Raw genomic sequence first — 990 nt, 5'->3', positions numbered from 1 at the left:
TTCTCAGCATCCGGATCAGTAGGCAGGAAGCACAAAGGCACGTCGTCCCTATAAAACGAATACAGACCGGAAAAATTAGCGAATGAGAACAACTGTCAGGCGGGCGGTTGAGCGGCTTTTTTCATAAACACAAATCAAATGTGGGAGCGGGCTTGCTCGCGAAAGCGGTGTGTCAGTCAACGATGCAATAACTGAAATACCGCTTTCGCGAGCAAGCCCGCTCCCACATTGAGTGATGCGCTGCTCAGGCGATTGCGGCCATGATATGCCGGCGATGATGCCCTTCCAGCTGATCCTTGATCACCTTGAGCACTTTGGCTTCATGCTCATGAATGAAGAAGTGCCCGCCGGCGAGCATGTCCACTGAAAAGCTGCCACGGGTTTCCTTGCTCCAGCCGATCAGTTGTTCGGTGGTCGCGCGATCCGCCTTGCCGCCCAGCACGTGCACCGGGCAGTTGAGCAACGGCCGCGACAACGGCTCGAATTTGCCGCAGAGCAAGAAGTCCGCGCGCAGGATCGGCAGGGTCAGGCTCATCAGCTCGGCATTGGCCAGCACTTCTTCGCTGGTGCCGTTGAGCGTGCGCAATTGATCGATCAGCTCGGCGTCGGTTTTCGGCTCGGCAAAACCGCGATCGTAATCGGCGCGCATCGTCGGCGCCGCCGTGCCCGAGGCAAACAGCGCCACCGGTTCCGGACAGCCCAATGCGCGCAGCGCGTGAGCGATTTCGCAGGCCAGCAGCGCGCCCAGGCTATGGCCGAACAACGCATACGGCGCTTTGAGATTCGGCCGCAATTCCTTGGCCAGTTGCATCGCCAGCGCCCGCATATCCGTGTGCAGCGGCTCGTCGAAACGTGCACCGCGCCCCGGCAGTTCCACCGGTTGCAGTTGCAGCCATTGCGGCAGTTTTGGCCGCCAGCGGCTATAGACCATGGCGCTGGCGCCGGAGTACGGCAGGCACAGCAGGGTCAGCTTGTTCACCCGGCTTTCCT

Annotated in this window: 1 protein-coding gene; it reads right to left on the bottom strand. The window is 60.2% G+C overall.

What is annotated here, in order from left to right:
- Positions 1 to 244: 244 nt before the first annotated feature.
- Positions 245 to 931: a thioesterase II family protein gene (locus tag E4T63_RS09555; RefSeq protein ID WP_237403067.1), complete on the bottom strand. Its 687-nt coding sequence runs from the start codon at positions 929 to 931 to the stop codon at positions 245 to 247.
- Between the last annotated feature and the right edge of the window lie 59 nt (positions 932 to 990).

Origin of the sequence: Pseudomonas fluorescens (genome assembly GCF_004683905.1) — a bacterium.
Lineage (GTDB): Bacteria > Pseudomonadota > Gammaproteobacteria > Pseudomonadales > Pseudomonadaceae > Aquipseudomonas > Aquipseudomonas putida_A.
The sequence above is the reverse complement of the archived record's forward strand: the minus strand, read 5'-3'. Positions and strand labels throughout refer to the sequence as shown.

Coding starts and splice junctions, on each gene's coding strand:
- E4T63_RS09555 (WP_237403067.1), bottom strand. CDS start 931: ATGGTCTATAGCCGCTGGCGGCCAAAACTGCCGCAATGGCTGCAACTG.